This window comes from Terriglobia bacterium (genome assembly GCA_020072565.1).
In the GTDB taxonomy this organism is placed as follows: domain Bacteria; phylum Acidobacteriota; class UBA6911; order UBA6911; family UBA6911; genus JAFNAG01.
In genome coordinates this window covers 90,035-109,993 of the sequence record JAIQGI010000016.1, presented here as the reverse complement: position 1 = coordinate 109,993, position 19,959 = coordinate 90,035, and the positions used below count along the sequence as shown (strand labels likewise).

Below are 19,959 nucleotides of genomic sequence, written 5' to 3'. Positions count from 1 at the left end.
ACAGTTTAGCTCGCAGGCACTGAAATGGGGATTGAACCGCCAAGGTGAGAAAAAAGGAAGGTCCTATGTTTCGATCGATTGTGGTCCTGATTTTCGCTTTATCCGCTACCCAGGTTTCCCTGGCACAAAGCTTCGAGTACGCCGTCAAGCACCGCCACATACTCAAAGACTGCCGGGGAACGCTGAAGATCACACCCGAGGGCGTGGAGTACCAGACTTCCCATGCCAAAGATGCACGCAGGTGGAAGTTCGAAGAAATCCGCGTGGTTGAAGTCAAATCGCCGACGGAGATTTCCGTGGTCACCTACGAAGATCAAAAGCGTTGGGCGGGCAAGGACAAGGTGTTCGAATTCACCCTGCTTGACAAGCAGGCGGATCCGGCACTCAGCGCGTTCCTCCTCTCCCATGTGAAGAGGCCCATGGAGCTCGCGGTCATTCCCGAAGAAGGGGAAAAGCCGGCGTTCGAGATACCCGTCAAGCATCTGCACACGATCGTCGGCGCCATGGGGATGCTGAGGATCTATGCGGACAAGGTCATTTTTCAATCGTCCAAAGTGGGAGACTCCCGGTACTGGCGGCTCGCGGACATCGAACGCTTCAGCCAGCCGGATCGCTTTCGTTTCCAGGTAGTCAGCCATGTGCCCCAAGCCGGCGGCCCGACCGAAGTCTACAACTTTCAACTGATGGAGGATTTGCCGGACGGCGTCTACGACTACCTCTGGCTGCGTCTGCATCCATCGTCCTACTATCCGGAGATCAAGCGCTGAGATATGGAGGCCAGGTAAAAGAGAATCTTGAACCCGATTTTTGGCTCTATTTTCTGCAATTAGGAGCGTCCTGGACACGCAGTCCGCGCGGGGAGGAGCCCGTGCCGGTTTTTCGAGCCGTGCGGTCAAGAAACAAGGCAGAAATCGAATCTTAGGGCTTTATCAGGAGCCTGTGTTAATGTAGCTGATGTAGCTGTTTTCCTTCTTCGGGTCCGACACCAAGCGCATTGCAAATTTGCAGAGGAGAAATGCGATGCTCTCTGCGAAACGAACGAAACAGGCCGCTCCGTCCACCGACGCACACCTCCAGGAAGGGTGGGTGATCGCAAACCACATCCTCGTGTCCTTCCATGTCGCCTTCATCTCCTCGGTTCTGGCACTCCCGGCTGCCTCGATCTTCAAGTCCGATGTGCTGCGCTTCATTTTCTGGAGCCCCGAGACGATTCTGTCTGCTGTTTTTCTCTACATCAGTTTCCACACCGGCATTGCCGTCCACGAGATGGGACACTTTCTGACGGCAGCACGGCTCAATGCCTTGAGCGAGTCTCTGGCGGCACGAGTGCAACGCCGGCTCGAGCGGCCACTTCTGCCGCGGCTCCTCTACTATGCCCGTGTTTTCCTGTTGGCGCCTTTTGGCAGAGCAGAAGGGATCCGGCGCGAGGCATTGAACTACTATCCGGACGCTCCCTATAACCTCGCGGTGGCAGCTGCCGGGCCGCGCGCGAGCCGCAACCTGGCGTATGTCGCACTCCCCCCGGCTGTGGCGCTGATCGCGCTGGGGCTCCTGACCGAGACCGCGCTGGCCATCTACCTGGGACGGCTGTTCCTGGGAATCGGCATCGTCGGGCTGCTTGATTTCTGCCTGGCGGATCGCGGCAAGTACAGGGATTTCAGGGAGCGCGAGGCGCGTGCGCGGGTGTCGGCTGCGCAGGTGGCTGCCCAGACGGAAAAGGGAAAATGGCACGAGCTGGCACGGCGCATGAAGCGCCGGATGCTGGAGGAACGCCTGCAGCAGGCAGTGCATCCGCGTCTGGGAATGGTCACCGCCCCCTGGCAATTTCGCAACTGCGGCATGGGAGGACGGCACACCGAAAGAGAATACCCCGAGTCAAACATCAGCATGCAGGAGGCCATGTTCTTGATCCTCGGGGCCTCCGATTTCCAGGAGGCGCAGGAAATGACTGTGCGTCTCCAGAACCGGCTCAAGGAAGTGATCGAGAAGGAGGAAGGTTGCCGTGTCATGGGGATAGGTCTGGAGGGCGGGCTGGCGCCCTACATCGATCGCCGCGACTATCCGCTCCCTGAAGTCCGGCTGTGGACCCTCATGCGCCGGACGATCGAGGAGTGCGGCCTTCGTCCCGGGAGGGACGTCGCGATTGCTCTCGACCCCGCCATGAGCGAGCTCGAGATCGCGTATCGTGAGGAAAACAACATCCCGGGTGCCATCGGCCAGTACCTTTTCTGGCGCGATAAGGCCAAGATCGTGCTGGACCGCGACGGCGTGCTGGCGATCTACGAACAGGCAATCCTGCAGTACGACATACCCATCCTGTCCATCGAAGACGGGTTTTCGGAGAATGACGTCGAGGGCTGGAAGAAGCTGCTCGAGAAGTTCGGCGACCAGCTGTTCATCATCGGCGACGACCTGGTCACCACCAACGACCGCACCATCGAGATGGCCGCCGGGCAGGGTCTGATCAACACGGCGCTGATCAAGGCCAATCAGATCGGCTCGCTCTATGAAACGCTGATCGCCATGCTGGTGGCGCTCGGTAAGGGGCTCGACCTTGTGGTTTCACACCGGTCGAAGAGCCCCAACGACGACATGGAAGCTCATATCGCGCTGGCGGTCAACGCCCTGGGGCTCAAATGCGGCGGCGGTGCCAACACCGAGCGGCTGGTCAAGTACCAGGCCGTGGCTGCGCTGATGCGCCGGGCGCCCGATGCCTCGGATGTTCCGGCGCTGATCGAAGGGCAGAGAGCGCTGGTACGCAAGGTCTGGGGTTACGAAGAACCCACCAATGCCGGCATTCCGACCGTGGGTGTCGAGGTCGAGCTGGCGCTGCCTGAGGCAGGGGTTGCCCTGCAGTTCCGGGGGGCGACGCCGCTGGGCACTTCAGCAGGCACGGGCGAGGCCATCCATCTGGTCGATGCGGTGATCGAGCGGGCCGAGCATCTGGAGCTGATCGACGCTCATGGTGCGCTCTTCGACGAAATCGAGTCGAAGGTTTTCGCCTTCAAAAAGGGTGTGGATCTCGACCGGGTTGTGGCGACCGGCGATGAGGCTCTCCGCAATCTCTTTGAACGCACGCGACGCTATCAGGGAAAAGGCTGTCTGAACGCCGTGGACAATATCCGCCAGATGATCGCCCCCTATTTCGAGGGACGCAATCTGGCCACGCGGACGCTGTGCGACATCGACCGCGAGCTGCTGGCGCTGGAACTGCGCATGGCGCAGCGGCGCGGCAAGCTCGCGGAAGAGCGGACACCGGAGCGGGCGGTTGCGGTCATGCAGCGCAAGCAGAATCTCGGGATGAACGCCATACTCTCGGCATCCCTCGCGCTGGGCCGGGCGATCGCCCACATTCAGGGCAAGCAGCTATATGAGATCCTGCGCGAGGAAATGATCGGGTTGATTGGGCGCCTGGCCGCCGAGTGCACGGTGCCGATCGACGGCAGTCAGTGGTCTGATTACGTGCGGGCATTGCGTGCAGCAAACCGGGTGCTCGAGGATGCAGGGCGCCCTCTCCACATCGAGATCCGACGCCTTGCCGGGATCTATGCGGGAGATGCAGCCAGCCGGGAAGTCCCGTCCGGAGAAACTCGGGAAGCGCTCGCGATTCCGGCACCAGGGGACGACCGGAAAGAGCGACCAATGGCGGCTTCAGCGCCGATGCCCGCGCCGCTCATCGATCCTGGTGCGCGCCTCGCTGAGTTGTTGGCAGGAACCGAGCAGGCGGAGATCGCCACGGTCACCGCAGCCCTCGCGCAAGCCCTCCGGCACCCGGACGAAACCGGGCGGGCGGCTGCGCTGCGCGACTTTCTGATCGACATCGAGACCTTCTGTGCCGGCGGCCGCCGCCTCGAGATTGCCAACAACCGGGTACTGCGGGCCGGCGAGCGGATCCTCGTCCCTTACGTGATCCAAAGCAACCTGGTGACCTACGTCGTCTCCAATCATAAAGCCCTCCCGCTCGCGCCGAGGAAACTGTCTCCCGGCACCATCCTGACCGACACCCTGATCGCGCGCTTTGCCGGACTCGATGCCGGGACCGCCCTGATTCAGCCCATCGACCTCGAAGACGAGCTTTACGAGTTTGAGGATGAAGGGATCGATGAGATCGACGTAACCCGGATCCGTGATATAGCCGCCCTGCTGTCACAGATCAACTCATGCGCCAACATCAACAAAGCCAACTATCTGCTCCATTTCATGGTGGCAAACCTTGGCGGCATGGTTTCCCGGGCGTTTATCGGGGCGAAGAACCTGCAACCCGAGATACGTAATCTCATGGACGAGCTGGCACGCCTGCTCAATGGCCCCTATGGCCGACGGCTGCGATTCATCACGCGCGTTCTGGTCCGCAATCTGTCGGCTCTGGTGCTCCGTCCCAACCTTATCGATGAGGTGTGGAACATCACCGTCCAGCTGGCGGAGGTGCAGGTCCGAGGCAGTGCGATCATCAACGAGATTCGCCGCAGCAGCCATCATGCGCTTGGCCAGCGCACCCTGCGCCTGGCGCGGGCGTACCTCTCCTATCTCGAAACCTCCGATCCGCAGCCGTTCGCCGAGCTTGGCTTCTGTGAGCTGTCACCCTCAGATCTGGAAGCGCCGCACCGGGATGCGCTCGCCGGGATTTTCCATCGCCTGGTCGCCGACCTGGAGAAGCTGCTCGGCACTTCGGAAACCCTGAGCCGGATCGAAGAGTGGCGCGAGTTCTACGCCGAGAGCCTGTTACGATGCGAGTTCGGCAACAGCCTGGACCACGAACTCGAGACCCTGATCTCAGAAGGCATCCGGGCGCAGAACAGCTGGATCTATCGCCACCGTCTGAGAGTCATCAAGCGCAAAATCGACAGTTTCACGCTGCCGCCGGAGATCGAGACGCCGTTGCGCCAGGAACTGGCCGAGCTTGAGCTCCTCGAGTTCCATGACGGAAACTTCGATCCCGAATTCTGGGCGCAGCGGGCGAGCGTATGTATCGAGGGCGTGATACGATCCCTCAAAGGGCTTTACCAGGACGAACTTTTCCGTGAGCTCCAGGCGGTGATCGACTCCTGCCAGCAGCAGGTTTCCACGGCGGCTTTTGCGCACATCTGTGCGTTCCGGCAGACAGTGCACCGCAGGATCGAACTCGGCGGCTTTGAGGAGATGCGTTGCCATTTCTACCAGCTTGACTGCCTGCTCGAGGAGATGGGCTATCTGATGCTGCGCCGAACGGCTGCCGAATTTGAACAGCACGGCGTGGACCTCGACCGATGTTTCAACATCATTCGCCGCCTGATCATTAACCTCAGCTACGACGGCTTTCCCTCGCGCGAACTCGACGATCTCGGCGCCATGCTGGCGGACACCGCGGGAGACCGTGAGGAAATCACCAATGTCCTGGATCACATCCAGCATCTGTACCACAAGATATTGCGCCAGACGACGGCTCCTTACGATGCGATGGCGGAGCGGCTGCGCTTAAGCGACCAGGATTTGATAGCACTGGTCGGCAATTTCAAACGGTATCTGCATGATTTGGAGGCGATCGCACAATTCTGCGACATCGCTCGGGCCCATGTTCGCAGCCTACCGGGGAGTGCGAGCCTGAGGTCAGGCGCACCGCCATTGCCGTCGGCCGGAGGAACACCCCCGATCCTTCATATTTCTCGCCGGGAAGACATTCTCGTCCAGACGGGCGAGGGAGTGAATCTGCGGGAAGCTTATGGCTGCAAGGGTAGCGGGCTTCTTTACATCAGCCTTCTCAATATTCCGACGCGCGATGGCTTCATTCTGCCTGCAAGCCTCGCCCGCACTGCAACTGGCCATCCGGAGCCGGGCCGTCTCAACGAGGAAATCCTGCATCACCTCGAGATCCTCGAGCGCGATCTGGCTCAGACCGGCGGCCAGAGGAAGAGGTTCGGCGATGCGAACACGCCGCTCCTCCTCGCCGTGCGCGGGGGTTCGATATTCTCGATGCCCGGAATGCTCTCTACCGTGGTCTTCGTCGGCATGAACGACCGGATCGCAGCCAAGCTGGCCGAACACGACCCATGGCAGGCCTACGACGCCTACCGCCGCTTCCTTGCTTCCATAGGCAAGGCAATCTGGGAGGTCGACATGGAGACCTTCGGCCTGGTCGAGGAAGCCAAGGAGCGTCACAAGGTACGCTTCAAGCACGAGCTACCCTGGGAGACGATGAGGGAGATCGCCGAGGCGTCGAAGGAAATCTTGCGCCATAAAGGATTCGGCGCGGAACTGGACGCTCTACTGAGTGATCCCCAGCAACAGCTGTTCGCGGCGGTCCGGGCGGTCCTGGCTTCCTGGCATTCAGAGCGGGCACAGCGCTATCGCGAACTCAAGGGACTGTGTCACGGCTGGCACACCGCAGTCATAGTGCAAGAGATGGCCTCCGGCAATCGCCGCAACGATTACGTCGGGGAAGGCATGGACGAAACCCAGGCTTCGCTTACCGGCGTGATCCCGCGTACCACCATGACCAGGAGCGGCACTCCCGCGCTGGCCGGCGAAATCAAATTCTCGGCGGCCGGGGATGACCTGGTCGGCGGCGTCACGGGCATCAACTCGCTGCAGCCGATCAGTGAGCTGCCCAGGACCATGCCGATGCTGCACCGGCGGATCAAGCATATCGCAGCAGCGCTGCGCAGCTTCATGGGCACTGACCAGGAGATCGAGTTCACCGTCGAGCGTGGCGAACTCAGCATCCTGCAGACGCGCATGGCAGAGACGGTCGAGGGGAAAAAGGTCTGCAACTTCGCAGGACGCAGGGAGGCGCTCACGCGCGGCAACGGCGTGCGCGGGGGCGGCTTTCGCGGGCTCGTCGCCTTCGATGAGCCCAGCCGCCGCGAGATGACGGCGATCGTCGAGTCCGGGCGCGACGACGTGGACGGCGTGCTGCTGGTGCTGGAAAATCCGACACCGGACGACATTCCGCTGATACTGTCTGCCGACGGAGTGTTGACCGCCAAGGGCGGCTCGACTTCCCACGCCGCGGTGGCGGTCAACGGCATCGAGCACAAGAGATTCAGCGCCGTGCTGGGAGCAGCGGGGCTCAAGGTCAACCCCCGGAAGAACGAGGCCGTATTTGTCGACGACCGCCGGGAGGTGCGGCATCGCGTGCAGACTGGCGACGTTCTCTCCATCCATGGCACCACCGGTGAAGTCTACATCGGCTCGCTGCCGCTGGTCGGGACTGCCGATTGAGAATGTTTCAGATCCCTGCGGGCTTCTCGGGAAGTGGCGACAAGTCCGGTCGCAGCGGCGCCATTCGCGCCTGTCCGCGAAATCAGTGAGGGTTCCTTCTGCTTCCGTGGAGGCGGAGGCGATCCTATTTCTTGGTGCCGGCCATCAGCAGCGAGAAACCATCGAACTTGTATTCGCGTCGACCGCCGGTGAGCGTGAACTGTGCTTTCCCGGATTGCACTTGACGAAAGGCATCGGATAGCCGCGTGAGCATCTCCGGCTTCGCTTCAGGGAAATTGTGCGATGGCAGTAGAAGATCCAATTGCGGAACCAGTTTTGCCAACTTTTCTATGGAGCGGCCGTAGGCCGTTACGTCGGTGTCGGGTATGTAGAGAAAAATGGGACCGGCATAGAAGGTATCGCCGGTGAAAAGAAGCCTGTTTTTACGGTCCAGCAGGCAGAGAGCATCGGGGGCGTGGCCAGGCGTCAGCAGGACTTCAACCTTGCGATCGCCGAGGTCGAGCACCTCCCCTTCCTTGACATAGCTTGAGATCTTAAACGGAGGGATCGCATAACCCTCCGGCTTGAACCCTGGCGGCAGATCGCCACAGAATCGCTCGGGTATGACCGCGTCCCGCAGCTGTTCATGGGTGGCGCCTCCAGCATTGTGGCGAGTGTAGGAAATGTTTACGCCCAGGATAGTCTGAAACTGCCAATTGTCACCGATGTGGTCAAAGTGCGTATGCGAGTTCAGCACGATGATCGGAAGGCGCGTAAGCTGGGTGACGATCTTGCGCAAGTCGCCCATGCCCATGCCGGTGTCGAAGAGCAGGGCACGCTGTGAGCCGACAATCAAATAGGAAATCACCTCTTCGTACTGGTGAGGCTCATAGATGGCAAAAACACCGGGGCGAATACGATAAACCTCAAACCAATGGTCGGCAAGAGAGACGCGATCGAGGGCCTTGTATCCCGGGCGGGGCAGTTGGCCGCACCAGTCCGGCTGCAGTGGCTCTCCCTTGGCCTCCGGTCGCGCCGGCCTGGCGCCCTGTAGTGCACAAAGAGGAGAGACCACACTCAGTAACAACAGAAGCCACGACCAACCAGCAAAGATCGCCATACGCATCACGGGCAGAGCCTCTTTACCTCGTCTTACGCTTGCTGATGCCAAACCTGCCGCCGGCAGTGCAGGTGAAGAACAGGTAATGCCTCCGAGGACAAAGCGCCGGTGCCAGGACCGCTCTGCTCCGGCTCAGAGGCGTCGACTCCCCATAGGCAGCTCTGCCCTTCCATGACTGCCACAGCTGTATATTATACATCGGAGACAGTTAGTCCAGGCTCCGGCGATCATGCTCAGCAAGCCGGCATACGTGATCGGTGCGTGATCGGTGCCGGACCTGAGGAAGTAATTGAGCCTGCAGGAATTGATCTCAATACTGCACGTGAGCATAGGGTTTGCGTTTAGTTTTGAGGCCCGTTTTCTCGGTTTAAGAAACCTTCGTCTCTATGTCTTGCCGCCAAGACATTTAATAAGCTGCAAGAGAGCGCTGAAACCGTGTCCTTTTCAGAGATGAAATGGCAGCGGCATGACTCCAAGGTGAAGGTATCGGCATGCTCTCCATCAATGGGCTTTACAGCTTCGAAAAAGCCGGGGCCAAAATCGCGCCGTTCATCACCGGAGGCTATTCGCTGCTATTCCGAAGCGGCCATTTGAACGCCATGAATTTCGGTGGGGGGGTTGACTACTGGTTTGGGAAGAGATTTGGCATTGGGATTTTTCATGTCTATCGAAGAACAGGTTATGAAAAAATGGGATGTCAGGTCGAGCTAAAAACAGCGGAAGGCGGGCAAAGGGGCAACCGGCAACCTCAAACCTGCCGGACATCCGCAAGACGGTCGATACGCGATATTAGTATCCCCGAGGATTATTCCAGCTGACCGCCACCGTGATGAGTGATATTCTGTCGCCAACATCAAAAAGCAATTCATTATCAATTCGAGGAGGGCTGAGAAATGAGTCTCCACAGAAAGATCCAGGTGTTGCTGCTGTCGATGCTGATTACGGTCTTCTGCATCGCTGCGGCAGAGCAGCAGGTGGCTCAAAGCCCTGCGCCGGCTCAGGCTCAGACTCAGGCGCAGGCGAATGCCTTATCGCTTACCCAGCAGATACCCGTCGATCCACGGATCACCATCGGCAGGTTTCCCAACGGGCTCCGTTATTACATCCGGACCAACAAGCTGCCAGAAAAGCGGGCGGAGTTGCGCCTGGCGGTGAATGCGGGTTCTGTACTCGAAGACAACGACCAGCTCGGCCTGGCGCACATGGTTGAGCACATGTGCTTCAACGGCACGAAGAATTTTGCGAAGCAGGAGATCGTCAATTTCATGGAGTCGATCGGGATGCGTTTCGGTCCGAGCCTGAATGCCTTCACGAGCTTCGATGAAACGGTCTACATGCTCACGATTCCGACTGACAAGCCGGAAGTGATGGACAAGGCATTTCTGATTCTCGAGGACTGGGCGCACAACGTCTCTCTCGATCCAGCCGAGATCGACAAGGAGCGCGGAGTCATCATCGAAGAATGGCGGCTGGGACGGGGAGCCGGCGCAAGGATGAATGACAAGCAGTTCCCGATCCTGTTCAGTGGCGCGCGCTATGCCGATCGGCTGCCCATCGGCAAAAAGGAGACCATCGAGACGTTCAAATACGATGTGCTCAAGCGGTTTTATAAAGATTGGTACCGGCCGGACCTTATGGCCGTCGTCGCCGTGGGCGACTTCGACAAGGCTGCGGTAGAGGGCCTCATCAAGCAACATTTTGCATCGATTCCTGCGGCGAAGACCCCCAGGCTGCGGCCAACGTACAATGTCCCCGACCATCCCAATACACTCTACGCCATCGCCACGGACAAAGAAGCTACGATGACGTCGATCTCGGTCTACAACAAGCTGCCGCTTCATGAGCAGGGAACGGTCGGCGTCTACCGGTACAAGATCGTGAACCGGCTTGCAGCCGGAATGCTCAGCCGCCGCCTGTCCGACCTTACCCAGAAGCCGGACGCCCCGTTCGTCATGGGCGCCGCGGGCTGGTCGAACTTTGTCCGCACGAAGGAAGCTGCCATGCTGAACGCGATCCCGAAGGAGGGTGGTATCGACCGCGCTCTAGATGCGCTGTTGACGGAGGCGAACCGGGTCGCACGGTTCGGGTTTACCGCGACGGAGCTCGATCGCCAGAAGCGGGAAACATTGCGCACTTACGAACGGTATCTGGCCGAGACCGACAGGCACGAGTCGGCAACCCTGGCCGACGAGCTGGTCCGGAATTTCACACAGAAGGAGACATTGCCCGGTCCACCCCTCGAGTATGCGCTCCATCAGCGGTTCCTGCCCGAAATCACGCTCGATGAGGTAAACAACGCCGGGAAAAACTGGTTGAGCGACAGAAGCCGGGTAATTGTTGTCAGCGCTCCCGAGAAGGCCGGCGTCGTGGTGCCCGACGAGGCGAAGCTTGCGGCCGTGGTCAAGGGTGTCGGGACCAAGGAGATCAGCGCCTACGTCGATACGGTCGGCAACCAGGTGCTCCTCGACAAGCTGCCCGAACCGGGAAAGATCGTCAAGACCACCCCCAAGGAAGTGTTCGGCATCACAGAGTGGGACCTCTCCAACGGCGTAAAGGTCGTGCTCAAGCCGACGAACTACAAGATGGATGAGATCGTGTTCCGGGCGACCAGCCCGGGCGGGACCTCCCTCGCGAGCGATGAGGATTTCATACCGGCGAGAACCGCAACTCAGGTGATGTCCATCACCGGCCTGGGCAATTTCAACGCAATCGACCTCCGGAAGGTGCTTGCCGGAAAAATCGCGACGGTGAGCCCTTTGATATCCGAGCTCGAAGAAGGATTGATCGGCAGTTGCTCGCCGAAAGACCTGGAGACGATGTTTCAGCTCATCTACCTCCGGTTCATGGCGCCACGCTCAGACAAGGAAGCGTTTGCCGCCCACCTCGCGCAGGGGCGGGCCGTCCTGGCGAACCAGCAGGCGAGCCCTGCCTATGCCTTCAGCGAGGCGCTCCAGTCGACACTGACGCAGAACCATCCCCGGGCGCGCATGTTGACCGTGGAGATGATCGATCAGATGAATCTCGAGAAGTCGCTGGCGTTTTACAAGGATCGCTTCGCCGATGCCGGTGACTTCACCTTCGTTTTCGTCGGGAGTTTCGACCTGGAAATGATGAGACCGTTCGTCGAGCGCTATCTCGCCTCGCTGCCCGCGCTGCACCGGAACGAAACCTGGAAAGACGTGGGGATCCACACGCCGAAAGGCGTCGTTGAAAAGGTGGTCAGAAAGGGGATCGAGCCGCAGAGCCGGGCGGCGATCGTGTTCAGCGGGCCGTTCCAGTACAACCAGAACAACCGGGTTGCGATCCGGGCACTCGGCATGGTCCTGGATACAAAACTGCGCGAGGTGCTGCGAGAAGACCTGAGCGGGACCTACGGCGTCAGCGTAGCCCCGAGCTACACGATAATCCCACGCCAGGAGTTCTCATTCACGATCCAGTTCGGCTGCAATCCGCAGCGCACGGATGAACTGGTTAAAGTCGTCTTCCAGGAAATCGAGAGTCTGAAGCAAAGCGGTCCCAGCGAGAAACAGGTCAGCGACGTCAGGGAGGCGCTGCTTCGGGACTTCGAAACAAATTCCAGGCAGAACAGCTATCTGCTGAGCCAGATCTATCTCCGTTACCAGGTTCCCCAGGATCTCGGGGAGTTTTTCGGTCTGGGCGAGTTTTACAAGACCCTGAATGCAAAGATGATCTGGGATGCGGCCCGGTCGTACCTCACCCCGGACAATTACGTGAAGGTGACGCTGTTCCCGGAGACGAAGTCAGAGTCTTATGCCATCGAAAAGAACCGGGATGATCCCCCGGCCATCCGGCAACGGCCGGCTGCTTGATTTTTCTGATGCAAACCGCCAACACAGATCCCATGGGTTTCACGTGATTCTTCGGTGAAACCCATGGAATTTCAAGCAGGGACACGCGCGATTTTCAGGATAAAAACCCTGTAAAACCTGCGCATCCCCATAACCAGCTGCGCTCGGAGTTTTTTTACAGGCCTCCGGAGTCTTGGTGTCGGCTTGCCGACTGCTTGCCGGCGATCTTGCTGGCAGGCCTGCCGCGGGACCGGGCTGTGGGATTATGTGCAACCGCAGCCTGTCCTTCCCAACCCGGATTATTCATGAATATGCGATCAAAAGAAATTTTTGGACGTGGAAAAACGCTGACAGACGCTGACCGTTCGGTGTCGGTCGGCGTGCAGGAGCTTTTGCCGGGCAAACAGGACGGCAAAAGCTCCTGCCAGGGTTTGTCCGAATCCAATTGTGTTGCCTTTAACCGGCGTCCGGTTCTGCTTCACGAATAATTCGGGCTAAAAGCCCGGAAAAGGTGCCAGAGTGAAGCTCCGGGGGCTCGATACCTCCAGGACATGGTCCCACTCCCGGGCTTCTTTACCGAATTCGCAGAATTCACATGCCCGCGAGAAGCGGCAGTGATTTCCTTTCAACGTTTTCGACGAATCATCAGTCTATAGTAAGTAGATAGGTGCTCTTAGCCCCGGATACAAAATGTTGTCCGATGCAGCAGGCGCTCTGCGGATTGCCGGAGATGAAAAACTGAAAACAAGGGAGGACTCTGCGACCCGGAGCAGCGATCTGGTAGTGCGTGCTCAGGCAGGGGAGACCTATGCTTTCGAACAACTAATGATCTGTTATCAAAGGCAAGTCCTGTGTACGGCGGCGCGCATGCTGCATCGATATGAGGATGCAAAGGATGCCTCCCAGGAAGTTTTCGTCAAGCTCTACCGGTACCTGCCCCGCATCAATCCCGGGGCCGTGCAGACTTGGCTCTATCGGGTGACGATCACCGTCTGCCGGGATCTAGCCAAAAAGAGCAGAAGAGTGACGGAGACTTCGCTGGAGGAGTATGACGCCGGGAATGAACCAGGTTTCCCCACTGGAGACCAGGTCGAGACGGGCGTGGACCTGAGGGAACGGAAGGAGATGTTGCGCCGCGCGCTGCAGTCGTTGCCGTTTAAGGAAAGAGCGGCTTTGGTGCTCCGAGATGTCGAGGAGCTGAGCACCGAGGAGACCGCGCGCGTATTGGGGAGTTCCGCGGTGACGGTCCGCACCCAGATTTCAAGCGCGCGCGTCAAGGTGCGGCGTTACTGCGAACGCGCTATGCGGAGAACAGGATGAGAGGGCACATCGAAGAAGAGAAGATTGCACTAATGGCTCGGGGCGATCTGAATGCCAGGGAAACCCGTGAGCTTGCGCCGCACCTTACCGGGTGCCCCGCGTGCTCGGGCCGGCTGAAAAGCTACGTACAAGATTGTCAGGCTATGACCGAGCTCCGTGATCTTGAGTTTGAAGAGGACGATTTCGCTCGCGTGCGGCGGTCGGTCCTGCATCGGCTCCGGGAGCAGGAAGTTCCACGCGTCCGGATGCATATGCCGTTCTGGCGGTCGGCTTTGGCGGTTGTCATTCTGGCGGCAGTTACGACCTCTGTCTGGTGGTGGCGGAACACTTCCACACCACAGGTGTTGCAGGTTCCGGTTCCGGAGAGACCGGCCCAAGTTATTCAAATGCCGGTTCAAATCAAACCGCGTTCTGCCGGACCTATGAAACCAGCTGTGAATCAGGCGGGGACTTTGCCCCACATGAGACGTTCCAATGCAAGGAGAATGCAGCCATCCAACGAGCTTGCCCGGGAAACCGTCCCTCTTGCGGAGGGCGCAAAGCCGCCTGGGCCCCCGGCTTCCGTGATCTTGGACGATGTTTTCATGAAATTAGAAACCCCTGATCCCAACGTCATCATCATCTGGTTAGCAAGCCCGAAAGGAGTAGGAAGATGACAAAGAAACGAATTTGGCTGGCGGCAGTAGCAGTCGCGTGGTGCCTGGCGGCAACGGAATCCCGAGCCCAGGCAGCACAATCGTCACAACAAGATCCTGCAAAGGTGATCACCCGATCTATTGAAGTGAAGTCCGCAGATCCCTACTCAATCAAGACCACCCTTGATCCCATCGCCAAGGCAAACGGCACGGTAATAACTTACGATTCCCGGAACAAAGTCCTGATCCTGGCCGGTGATTCGGACCGGATCAATGAGATGGAGGGCCTGATAAGGAGGCTTGACGTCGCCCCACCGGTGACCAGGGGCATAGAGCTTACCGTCTATCTTCTTTTTGCAAGCGATGTGGCAGGTAGCGCAGAAAATCTCCCGCAACAAATTGATCCTGCACTGAAGCAGCTGCGCGCGACTTTCAACTACAAGTCCTATCGGCTACTGGATACCGCCTTCCTGCGCAACCGCATCGGAGAATCCGGCAGTACCAACGGCGTCATATCAGGGCCAACCATATCAGTGCCGAACAGTGAAACCAAGCCGGAAAGCCTTGGCCTTGTCACTCAAACGTACACACTCTCCTATAACGCTTCCTACTTGAGCCACGATGAAAAGGGGGATGTCATCCATCTGAACAATGTGAACTTGAAGACTCCGAGCGCCGGTATTCAAACCAATCTGGACCTGCGCCCGGGCCAGCTTGTGGTCGTAGGCAAGACCGCCTTCGCCAGAAGCGATAGCGCTCTGATTGCGATCGTCACCGCCAAAATCGTTGATTGAGCACGTCCGCAAACCGGGAGCCGCGCTCAGAAGAATGACCGGCAAGAATGCCGGTATCATCCAGGCTTTTGCAGGCAATCATGGGTTTCGTCCCGTGTCCACCTCATTTCCGATTTCCGGGAGTTGGATGTAGAGGGCTTGGCAGGCCCGGCTATTTGAAGATACCCTTCGATATTTTCACGTGAACTCCGAGGTTGGGCTTGTCCACCAACTGCGTGATTGCCACATTCCCGGCCATGCTCACGACCTGATAGGCCTGATGCTTCGTAAGCCCCTTCGCGCCGGCCAGAAAATCAATCATCTCCTGGATCGCCGTCTTCGCTGCAATCGCCAGGTCCGGATCCATCGCCATGCTGATAAAGTCCGTCGCCGTTTCCGCCCGCGGCCACGAGAGCTTCATGTCCTTACGGACCGTCAGTTGAATCCGGCCTCGTAATGACGTCTCGATGGCCGTCTGGTCCACTTCGCCATCCCCCTGTGCCGCGTGCCCATCGCCAACCTCGAATAACGCTCCGGGGACGAACACGGGAATATAGAGTGTCGAACCCGCGACGAGGTCCTTGAGGTCGATATTGCCCGCATGCCTGCCCGGCGGGGTGCTGCTGACTCGGCCGAGCTCGGGAGCCGGCGCCACGCCCATGCTGCCGAAAAACGGCCGCAGCGGAATGACGATGCCGGGGAACAATTCCGCCGTCATTGTCTTCTTGTCGAGCTGAATGATCTTCGACCCTGCCGACCGGTCACAGTTCTCCGGAACGAAACCGCTGCAGCCGTTGTACCCATAATCAATCGGAAGATCGATGGAGAGGATTTTTACTTCAAGGGTATCCCCCGGCGCCGCGCCTTCGATGTAAACCGGACCGGTCAGGATATGCCCGCCGGGCCCGCGTTTGTCTCCCGTCACCTCGGCAACAACGGCTCTCAATGAGTCCTGAATCCTGGCTTCCGGCAGGCCGGCCCTTGCGAGCCCCGTCGGACTGTTCGTCAGCAAGGTATCGACATCGATGATGTCGCCCGATGCGATCCGGAGAGCGGGTTTCGCTTCCGACCAGTAATAACCGTATGCCACGGTCGCTGGGGTCGCCTCCAGCCGATGTGTCTTCGGCACCGGTGTCTGCCCTCCGACCGACATTACCAGAACCCATGGAACCGCAATCCCAAAAACCAAGCTACGACGCATTGAGCCACCTCGTAGATACATAAAGTAGAGTTAATCTCCCTTCTTTCCCGGGCGGAGAGGCCACGCCCATCAAGGACTCTCAGAATCGAGTGCAGACGGGGCGGTCAATTCCTGACCCTCGGATTTCATGATGACTCGTAATTTACGTCCGGCGACCTGGCCAAGCCAGAACAATTTGATCCGCTCTCTCTCAAAACTGTAGAAGAATCCGGCTGCATGGACTGTTATAGTATCCCAATGGTGGTGACTCCCATGTCCACAGCAAGAAGGCCCGCGGCGGGGGCAACGGCGTTTGCGTATTTCCGGCGCCGTTGAAATCCCGGCAGAATTTGCGGAGCCGGCGGCGAAGTCTTTGGGGTGGCAGTAGGCGCAATTTCAAACCCGAGCTAAAGGTTATATCACCGGGTTGGGTCAGGAGCAGATTACGATGCGATGCATACGGAACGGACAATTCCTGCTGGTGATCACGCTTGGTTTATCGTTCGGCGCCTGGGGCCGGAGCGGCAGCGTCCAGGCTGGCCGGGGCGCGGCGGTGCAAGGCGCCGCAGCACAACAGGCCGGGCCGCCGGGGAGTGCTGCCGGTCGAGGCGGGCGCGGCGGTGGAGGTGGAGGCGGCGGCACCGGTTTCTACAACTATGATACGACGGCGTCTTCAGGGATACCGATTCCCGATGCCCCGCCGGCAGAGACTCACCAGAAGATCACCGTCAACGGTGAAGCGCTCGCCTACACCGCGCGTGCGGGCCACATGCCGCTGCGCAACGCGACGACGGGACAATCGGCAGCGCATCTGTTTTTCACTTACTACGCCAGGGATGGCGTGAGCGACGCCTCGGCGCGCCCGGTGATGTTCTTCCTGGGCGGCGCGCCGGGCGTGGCGGCAGGTTGGCAGGAGTTCGGCGGGTTGGGTCCGAAGCGGATGAAGTGGGCGGCGGACGGCACTCCCGGGCTCCCGCCCTATGGCTGGGTGGATAATCCCTACACCCTGCTCGGCCAGGCCGATCTGGTTTTCGTGAACCCGGTGGGCACGGCGTTCAGCAGGCCTGACCAGCCGGGCCGCGGACCCGATTTCTGGACCACGGCCACCGACATCGCTTCGCTCGGTGAGTTCGTACGCAGCTTTCTGAACAACTACAACCGCCGGAACTCACCGCTTTTCCTCGCGGGCGAGGACTTCGGCACGGCACGAGCGGCCGGCCTGGCCGGCTATCTTATCGAACACCAAATCCCGGTCGATGGCGTGGTGCTGCTTTCGATGACGCCGGCCGCCGACGCTCTGGCCGGCGACGAACAGTACCTAACGCTGCTTCCGAGCGTAGTCATGGCCGCCTGGTACCACAAGAAACTCGCGCCGGAATTGCAGGCGCTCGGCGCCGAGCAGATCGCGGAACAAGCCCGGCAGTTCGCGGCGCGCGAGTACCTGCGCACACTTTACAAGGGCGACCGCATGACGTCGGAAGAGCGCACCAAGGTAGTGGCGAACCTGTCACGGCTGACCGGACTCTCGAAGGCGTTTATCGTAAACAACGACCTGCGCATCACGTTGGCCCGCTTCACCCCTGAACTGCTGCGCGACCAGCGCCGGGCGCTTTCGAACTCGGACGCACGCGTGACCGGTTATGTGCCCGGGAGCAGCGGCGGAGGACGCGGCGGCTTCGGCGGCGGGGGTGGTGTGGCCGCGATTGATTACAACCAGATCAACCTCGCCGGCGGCTTCCTGACGGCGTACGAGGCCTACTTGCGGCGCGAGCTCACCTTTGCCGGCAGCGGCAGCATCTACTATCTGCTGAGCGGCGGCATCGGGACCTTCACTTCGAGCGGGAGCGACGACGCCAGCCTCGCCGGCCTGTTCGTCCGCAACCCGCGCCTGCATCTGTTCGTGGGAGTGAACTTCTTCGATCTCAATGCGCCGTTTTATGCGACCGAGTTCACCCTGTCGCACCTGAACGTGTCGCCGGAAGTCCGCGCTCACAATATCACCGTGAGTCATTACGAGGCCGGCCAGATGGCGTATCTTGACAACAAGGCGCTGGCCAAACTGCATAGCGACCTGGCCAGATTTATCAACGAAGCGATATCACCGGCACGCCAATAAGCGCACGAAACCAAGGAGCAATGCCATGAGATACAACGGACGATTCAACCCGACGCTTTGCAGCTGCGTCATCCTCATCGCGGCCATGGTTGTCGGCGCTTTCGCGCAGGGCCGGGGCGCCGGCAGCGCGCCCAACAATTTCTTCCGCTTCAATTACAGCCTGGAAGAGATGCAGCCCATCAACTATCCGCCGCAGCCGATCACGACGCAGCATCAGATTACGCTCGGCGGTGAGACGATCCAGTACACCGCCCACGTCGGATTCATGCCCATCCGCAACGCCACCAGCGGCGTGAGCGAGGGACACCTGTTCTACATCTACTATTCCAAAAACGGCGTCACCGACAAGAGCAAGCGGCCGGTCTGGTTCCTGTTCAACGGCGGACCGGGCGCGGCCACCATCTGGCTCCACATGGGCGCCTTCGGTCCCAAGGTGGTGAAGCTGAACTCGAACGGCCTGGCGACGCCGCCACCGTACACCTACGTCGACAATCCCAACTGCCTGCTGGATACCGGCGACCTGGTCTTCATCGACGCCATGGGCACAGGTTTCAGCCGTCCGGACCGGCCCACCTGGGGTCCCAACTTCGGTGGCGTGGACAACGATCTGGCCGCCTTCGGCGAGTTCATCCGCAGCTTCCTGAATGAATACAATCTCTGGGGCTCGCCGCTCTTGGTCGGCGGCGAGAGCTATGGTACGACTCGCGCAGCGGGTTTGGCCGGCTATCTGACCGACCGGAGCATGCCTCTTAACGGCGTGATGCTGCTGTCGGCGGTCATCGACTCTAATGCAGGAGCCGGCATACAGCGCCAGCTTACCACGCTGCCGACGGAGATCATGACCGCTCACTATCACAAGAAGCTCGGGCCGGAGCTGCAGAAACTCACCGCAGACCAGATGGCCGAACAGGCGCGCCAGTTTGCCTCGGGTGAGTACCTGGAGTATCTGTTTGACGGCGCCCGCGCCTCGCAAGCCCAGCGCGACAAGGTGCTGAACAACTTTGCGCGCTTCACCGGACTCTCGAAGGCCTTTATCGACGCCAACAACCTGCTCATCCCGCTGGGGCCGTTCAGCACCGAGCTGTTGCGCGACCGGCACATGATGACCTCGCGTCTGGACTCGCGCCTTGCCGGCTACCAGATCGATGCCGGCGACACCAATACGAGCTTCGATTTCAGCAACGCCAACATCACCAACTGTTTCCTCGTCTGCTTCGAGGCCTACATTCGCAATGACCTGGCCTACAAAAACGACAACCTCTATTACCTCTCGGGCAACGCACCGCCGTGGTCAGGCGAATACAACACAGTGGTCAACCTGGAGAACGCCTTTGCCAAGAATCCGCACATGCATCTTTTCGTGGGCATGGGGTATTACGATTTCGCCTGCCCCTTCTATCCCGTCGAGTGGACCATTGCCCACCTGAAAGTGTCGGACGAAATCAGGAAGAACAACATCTCGCTGGGATATTATGAGTCGGGCCACATGGTCTACATCGACCAGCCCTCAGCGGCAAAGTACCACGCCGACCTGGTGAAGTTCGTGCGGGCCTCGTTGCCTAAATGAGAGCTAAGAACCGCTCTGTATCTCGGGAGTTTCCCGGCAGGTTGGCAGCTTGGAAGCAACCGCTCAGATATGGATGGGGCGCTGATGCAGGGCGTCGATTTCTCGATTTTTTTCCCCGGCTTAGCCCGTATTACTCATGAATGTGCGACCAAAATGCAGTTTTGGACGCGGAAAAGCGCTGACCGGCGCCGCCCGTTCGGTCCTGGCCGGCGGCCGATTCCCTGGTTTTTTCTGCTTGCCATCGAACTTCATGAAGAGTTCAG

At 59.5% G+C, this 19,959-nt stretch carries 10 protein-coding genes; 8 read left to right on the top strand and 2 right to left on the bottom strand.

The genetic code is table 11. The features are described 5' to 3' along the window. Nucleotides 1–65 precede the first annotated feature (65 nt). Together LAP85_11690 and LAP85_11685 are read left to right on the top strand one after the other, a co-directional pair. Nucleotides 66–767 carry a hypothetical protein gene (locus LAP85_11690; protein MBZ5497056.1) on the top strand — a complete coding sequence of 234 codons (702 nt, stop codon included), beginning with the start codon at nt 66–68 and terminating at the stop codon, nt 765–767. Between the two features lie 253 nt (nt 768–1,020). After that, nucleotides 1,021–7,197, top strand: a complete 6,177-nt coding sequence (locus tag LAP85_11685) for a hypothetical protein (GenBank protein ID MBZ5497055.1) — start codon at nt 1,021–1,023, stop codon at nt 7,195–7,197. 124 nt (nt 7,198–7,321) lie between these two features. On the opposite strand, the gene LAP85_11680 is transcribed toward LAP85_11685, so the two are convergent. Next, complete coding sequence (locus LAP85_11680) at nt 7,322–8,302, bottom strand: MBL fold metallo-hydrolase (protein ID MBZ5497054.1); 981 nt, start codon at nt 8,300–8,302, stop codon at nt 7,322–7,324. 485 nt (nt 8,303–8,787) lie between these two features. Between LAP85_11680 and LAP85_11675 the strand changes: the two genes are divergently transcribed. The 4 genes from LAP85_11675 (at nt 8,788) to LAP85_11660 (ending at nt 14,854) form a co-directional block, all read left to right on the top strand. Next, the gene (locus LAP85_11675; protein MBZ5497053.1) at nt 8,788–9,114 is read left to right on the top strand and encodes a hypothetical protein; all 327 of its coding nucleotides are present in this window, start codon (nt 8,788–8,790) and stop codon (nt 9,112–9,114) included. 75 nt (nt 9,115–9,189) lie between these two features. After that, nucleotides 9,190–12,126: an insulinase family protein gene (locus tag LAP85_11670; GenBank protein MBZ5497052.1), complete on the top strand. Its 2,937-nt coding sequence runs from the start codon at nt 9,190–9,192 to the stop codon at nt 12,124–12,126. A gap of 669 nt (nt 12,127–12,795) precedes the next feature. After that, nucleotides 12,796–13,425, top strand: coding sequence for a sigma-70 family RNA polymerase sigma factor (locus tag LAP85_11665; GenBank protein MBZ5497051.1), 630 nt, complete (start codon nt 12,796–12,798; stop codon nt 13,423–13,425). 652 nt (nt 13,426–14,077) lie between these two features. Beyond that, the gene (locus LAP85_11660; protein MBZ5497050.1) at nt 14,078–14,854 is read left to right on the top strand and encodes a hypothetical protein; all 777 of its coding nucleotides are present in this window, start codon (nt 14,078–14,080) and stop codon (nt 14,852–14,854) included. A 151-nt stretch (nt 14,855–15,005) separates the two neighbouring features. Here LAP85_11660 and LAP85_11655 read toward each other — a convergent pair whose 3' ends face one another. Beyond that, nucleotides 15,006–15,986, bottom strand: a complete 981-nt coding sequence (locus LAP85_11655) for an acetamidase/formamidase family protein (protein MBZ5497049.1) — start codon at nt 15,984–15,986, stop codon at nt 15,006–15,008. A gap of 475 nt (nt 15,987–16,461) precedes the next feature. Here LAP85_11655 and LAP85_11650 point away from each other — a divergent pair, with 475 nt between their 5' ends. Then, nucleotides 16,462–18,129, top strand: a complete 1,668-nt coding sequence (locus tag LAP85_11650; GenBank protein MBZ5497048.1) for a peptidase S10 — start codon at nt 16,462–16,464, stop codon at nt 18,127–18,129. A gap of 25 nt (nt 18,130–18,154) precedes the next feature. Next, complete coding sequence (locus tag LAP85_11645) at nt 18,155–19,696, top strand: peptidase S10 (protein MBZ5497047.1); 1,542 nt, start codon at nt 18,155–18,157, stop codon at nt 19,694–19,696. The last annotated feature ends 263 nt before the right edge of the window (nt 19,697–19,959 follow it).

Coding starts and splice junctions, on each gene's coding strand:
- LAP85_11645 (MBZ5497047.1), top strand. CDS start 18,155: ATGAGATACAACGGACGATTCAACCCGACGCTTTGCAGCTGCGTCATC.
- LAP85_11680 (MBZ5497054.1), bottom strand. CDS start 8,302: ATGCGTATGGCGATCTTTGCTGGTTGGTCGTGGCTTCTGTTGTTACTG.
- LAP85_11665 (MBZ5497051.1), top strand. CDS start 12,796: ATGTTGTCCGATGCAGCAGGCGCTCTGCGGATTGCCGGAGATGAAAAA.
- LAP85_11670 (MBZ5497052.1), top strand. CDS start 9,190: ATGAGTCTCCACAGAAAGATCCAGGTGTTGCTGCTGTCGATGCTGATT.
- LAP85_11655 (MBZ5497049.1), bottom strand. CDS start 15,986: ATGTCGGTCGGAGGGCAGACACCGGTGCCGAAGACACATCGGCTGGAG.
- LAP85_11660 (MBZ5497050.1), top strand. CDS start 14,078: ATGACAAAGAAACGAATTTGGCTGGCGGCAGTAGCAGTCGCGTGGTGC.
- LAP85_11650 (MBZ5497048.1), top strand. CDS start 16,462: ATGCGATGCATACGGAACGGACAATTCCTGCTGGTGATCACGCTTGGT.
- LAP85_11675 (MBZ5497053.1), top strand. CDS start 8,788: ATGCTCTCCATCAATGGGCTTTACAGCTTCGAAAAAGCCGGGGCCAAA.
- LAP85_11690 (MBZ5497056.1), top strand. CDS start 66: ATGTTTCGATCGATTGTGGTCCTGATTTTCGCTTTATCCGCTACCCAG.
- LAP85_11685 (MBZ5497055.1), top strand. CDS start 1,021: ATGCTCTCTGCGAAACGAACGAAACAGGCCGCTCCGTCCACCGACGCA.